General features: G+C 71.8%; 3 protein-coding genes. All 3 read left to right on the forward strand.

Going from position 1 to position 4,527, the window contains the following annotated elements; genetic code table 11:
• Positions 1 to 195: 195 nt before the first annotated feature.
• The 3 genes from ACWF94_RS34335 to ACWF94_RS34345 all read left to right on the forward strand — a co-directional run bounded on the left by ACWF94_RS34335 (position 196) and on the right by ACWF94_RS34345 (position 4,494).
• Complete coding sequence (locus ACWF94_RS34335; RefSeq protein WP_453497727.1) at positions 196 to 1,239, forward strand: TIGR03617 family F420-dependent LLM class oxidoreductase; 1,044 nt, start codon at positions 196 to 198, stop codon at positions 1,237 to 1,239.
• Between the two features lie 271 nt (positions 1,240 to 1,510).
• The gene (locus ACWF94_RS34340) at positions 1,511 to 3,145 is read left to right on the forward strand and encodes a class I adenylate-forming enzyme family protein (RefSeq protein ID WP_453497730.1); all 1,635 of its coding nucleotides are present in this window, start codon (positions 1,511 to 1,513) and stop codon (positions 3,143 to 3,145) included.
• Positions 3,146 to 3,336: 191 nt separating this feature from the next.
• Complete coding sequence (locus ACWF94_RS34345) at positions 3,337 to 4,494, forward strand: CaiB/BaiF CoA transferase family protein (protein WP_453497733.1); 1,158 nt, start codon at positions 3,337 to 3,339, stop codon at positions 4,492 to 4,494.
• Positions 4,495 to 4,527: the final 33 nt, after the last annotated feature.

Raw genomic sequence — 4,527 nt, forward strand, 5'->3', positions numbered from 1 at the left:
CCTTTGGCCGGCCAGGGCGCACCGGTCTCAGCCCCTGGGCGCGGCCCGCGGCTTGCCGGTCGCACCGCCGCCGCCTGCCCCGGGTACCGCCGAGTGACCTTCCGGTCGCGGCGCCGCCCCTACCGAATCCACTCGCCCGATCCGCGGATTCCCGGCCGGGAGTCGGCCGGCACACCTTCCCCGAGGAGCCACCGGATGACCACGACCACCGCACCGTTCAGGACGGACTTCTCCTTCGGCGGGCGCACGGAGCGGGTGGCCGCGTCCGCCCGGCGGGCGGAGGAGCGCGGTACCGACGGACTGCTGGCGTTCGAGACACGGTACGACCCGCTGATCCAGCTCGCGCTGGCGGCCGGGAGCACCGAACGGATCGAGCTGGCGACGGCGGTCTCGGTCGCGTTCGCCCGCACCCCGATGACCCTGGCGATCAGCGCGTACGACGTCCAGCGGCTGTCCGGCGGGCGGCTGACGATCGGGCTGGGGTCGCAGATCAAGCCGCACATCACCCGCCGCTATGGCATGCCCTGGTCCCGTCCGGCTGCCCGGATGCGGGAGTTCGCGAGCGCGCTGCGCGCGATCTGGCACAGCTGGGAGACCGGCGACACCCTCGACTTCCGGGGCGACTTCTACACCCATACGCTGATGACCCCCATGTTCGACCCCGGACCCGTGCCGTCCGGGCCGCCCCGGATCTGGATCGCGGGCGTGGGGCCGATGATGACCGCGGTGGCCGGGGAGGTGGCCGACGGGCTGCTCTGTCACTCGCTCACCTCCACCCGGTATCTGCGCGAGGTCACCCTGCCCGCCCTGAACACGGCACGTGCGAAGGCGGAAGCCGCCGGAGAGCGTCCGGCGGGGCCGCCACCGGATGTCGTCTGCCATGTGCTGGTGGCCACCGGCAGGACCGAGGAGGAGTACACCGCATCGGTCGCCGCCACCCGCGAGCGCCTGGCCTTCTACGCGTCGACCCCCGCCTACCGGCCCGTACTCGAACTCCACGGCTGGGGCGCACTCCACGAGGAACTGCACCGGCTGTCGACCCGGGGGCGCTGGCAGGAGATGGGCGGGCTCATCGACGACGACGTACTGAGCACCTTCGCGATCACCGGGGAACCCGCCGCCGCCGGCCGCGCGCTGCGCGAACGGTTCGGGGGCCTGTGCACCCGGGTCACCTGCTCGGTGTCCCGGGATGTCGACGGGAGCCTCTCGCTCGATGTGCTGGAGGCGGCCCGGACATGACCCCCTCGTTCGACGTCCTGGAAGCGGTCCGCGCCTGCACCCCTCGTTCGATGTCCCGGAAGCGGTCCGCACCCGCACCCCTCTCCCGCTCATCAAGCGCATGCCCGGGGCACGGTCGCGTGACCGACCTGCACCGGCCGTCCGCCCGAAAGGACTTCACCACTGTGGGAATCAGCGATGGCAGGACCTCGGGCGAGCCCAGCGGGGGGATCCGTTGGCCGAGCCCTCGGCGCGACGTCAATGACCGGGCCATGGCGAGGGAGCGCGCACCGTGGACTTTGTGACGATCCTGGACAAGGGTCAGCTGATGTACCGGGACTGTGTCGCGGTCACTTCGGAGGGGCGGCACCAGACGTACGGCGAGCTGGTGTCGCGTGCGCGCAGGCTCGCCCATGCCCTGGCGGGTCTGGGACTCTCGCCGGGCGACCGGGTGGCCGTGCTCGCCGACAACCGGCTTGAGGCGGTCGAACAGGCGGCGGGTATCGCCCTGGCGGGCATGGTCCGCTGTCCGCTCTACGCCCTCAACCCGGCTTCGACACACGCCTTCATGCTGGAGAACGTGGGCGCGAGCGTCTGTATCGTCCAGGACAGCTACGCCGACGGTATCGAGGCCGTACGGGATCTGCTCCCGGCCCTCAAGCACATCGTCGTCGTGCACGAGGACGCGGAGACCGGGCGGCCGACCACCCGCCCGGGCGACCTCGGGCGCCCGGACCACCCCGGGCACGTGGACCGCCCTGACCACCATGACTACGAGGAGTTGCTGGCGTCCGCGTCCCCTGAGCCCCCGGGCGTCTCCGTACCGATGGAGGCGGATCACATCATCCGGTTCTCGGCAGGGACGACGGGCAGGCCCAAGGGCATCGTGCACACCGGGGCCGCCTGGCTGGCCATGGGCATCGAGAACATGCTGTCCCGGGTCACGTTCGAGGAGAGCGACTCCTATCTGGTCGCCTCGCCGATGTCCCATGCCGCGGGACTGAACCTCTGGCCCGTGCTGGCGAACGGCGGCCGGTATGTGATCATGCGCAAGTTCGACCCGGTGGAGCTGCTGCGGGTGATCGAGCGGGAGCGGTGCACGATCACCCTGCTGGTGCCCACGATGATCCAGATGGTGGTGTCGGTGCCGGACGCCGAGCGGTACGACCTCTCCAGCCTCAGAGCCGTCTTCTACGGAGCGGCGCCCATCTCCGAGCGGACGCTGCGGGCGGCCATGGGGCTGTGGGGCAACATCATGTACCAGGCGTACGGCCAGTCCGAAGCCCTGCCCGCGACAGTTCTCACGCCCCGCCACCACCGCACGGGCGGCTCCGAACGGGAAAGGCACATCCTCACCTCGGCGGGCCGGGCCACGGTCAACACCGCCATCACCATCCGCGACGAGTCGGACCACGTCCTGCCGGTCGGGCGGACCGGGGAGATCTGTCTCAGGACACCGGGCGCCATGCGCGGTATCTGGGGCGATCCGGTGGCCACCGCCGAGCGGTTCACCCCGGACGGCGCGGTACGCACCCGGGACATGGGCTACCTCGACGAGGAAGGCTTCCTGCACATCGTCGACCGCAAGGAAGACATGATCATCTCCGGTGGCTTCAACATCTGGCCGCTGGAGGTCGAGAACGCGCTCGCCGCGCACCCCGGCGTCCAGGAGGTCGCGGTGGTCGGGGTCCCTGACGACAAGTGGGGCGAGTCGGTGTTCGCCGTGGTGGTCCTGAACGACGGCGCCACGGCGGACGAGGACGAGCTGATCGCCTGGGCCCGGGAGCGGGTCGGGCCGGTCAAGAAGCCACGGCATCTGCTGATCTCCCGCGAACCCCTGCCGAAGAGCGTGGTGGGCAAGCTGCTGCGCCGCAAGGTGCGCGAGCAGTTCTGGCCGGGCGCCCAGGAAGCCGTCAACGGGTCATAGCCCCGCCTGCCCTGCCTGCCCCACCGTCCGGCACCTTGCCGCGCACACCTGTCCGCCCGTTCCCGCCCCGTACATCCCCCTCTCACCACCATCCCGTACCCGATCCGCCCCCGTTCGCGGGACGGACCGCCATCCCCCGGCGGGCCCTGCGCAGTCCGCCGGGGACTCCCCATCGAAGGACACCCACCGATATGAGCACCACCGCATCCACCGGTCCGCTGGCCGGAGTACGTGTCATCGAACTCGGCGGCATCGGGCCCGCTCCCTACTGCGGCATGCTCCTGGCCGACCAGGGCGCCGAGGTCGTCCGGGTGGACCCGCCCGCGCACGCGGGCAAGCGGTCCGTCTACCCCGTACTGCACCGCAACCGCCGCTCGGTCTCCGTCGATCTGAAGAAGCCGGCGGGCGCCGACGCGGTGCGCCGGCTGATCGGCACCGCCGACGCCGTCATCGAGGGCTTCCGGCCGGGCGTCGCCGAGCGGCTCGGGCTCGGCCCCGAGGAGTGCATGGCGGACCACCCCCGGCTCGTCTACGGCCGGATGACCGGCTGGGGACAGAACGGCTCGCTGGCCCGTACCCCCGGCCACGATGTCAACTACCTCGCGATCTCCGGTGCGCTGAGCCAGATCGGCACGGCGGGCGGTCCGCCCGTCATTCCGCTGAACCTGGTCGCGGACATGGGCGGTGGCGGCATGATGCTGGCCTTCGGCATGGTCTCCGGCCTGCTGTACGCCCGGACCACCGGCAACGGCCAGATCGTGGACGCCGCGATGACCGACGGCACCGTGTCCCAGCTCGCCGGCATCCTCGGACAGCTCGGCGGCGGCAAGTGGCAGGACGGCCGCGACCCGGGCAACGGCGTCGCGGGCAACGCCCCCTGGTACCGGGTGTACGAGTGCGCCGACGGCGGCCATATGGCGGCGGGCTGTCTGGAGCCCCAGTTCTACGCGGCGATGCTGCGGACCCTCGGGCTGGAGAACGATCCCCTGATGGCCGAGCAGCACGACCGTGGCTCCTGGCCCGCGATGGTCCGGCGCGTCGCGGAGATCTTCGCGACCCGCGACCGTGCCGAGTGGACGGCGGTCTTCGAGGACGTGGAGGCGTGTGTGACACCCGTACTCGGCATCGCGGAAGCGGCGGCCCATCCGCACAACGCCGAGCGCGGTCTGTACTTCACGGACCGGGACGGCCGGCTCCAGCCGTCCCCCGCACCCCGGCTGAGCACCACCCCCGCCGACGAGCCACGGCCCGCCCCGGTCATCGGGACCCACACCCGGGAGGTCCTGGCCGGAGCCGGACTGACGGACGACCAGCTCGACGAGCTGGCGGCGGCGGGCACGATCGGCTGACCGGGCCCCGGCAACCGTCGGCGGGCCGCACCC

The sequence above is a fragment of the Streptomyces sp. NPDC055078 genome (genome assembly GCF_053607985.1).

Bases quoted from the DNA above. Each gene is read 5' to 3' on its own strand.
- ACWF94_RS34335 (WP_453497727.1), top strand. From the start codon at position 196: ATGACCACGACCACCGCACCGTTCAGGACGGACTTCTCCTTCGGCGGG.
- ACWF94_RS34345 (WP_453497733.1), top strand. From the start codon at position 3,337: ATGAGCACCACCGCATCCACCGGTCCGCTGGCCGGAGTACGTGTCATC.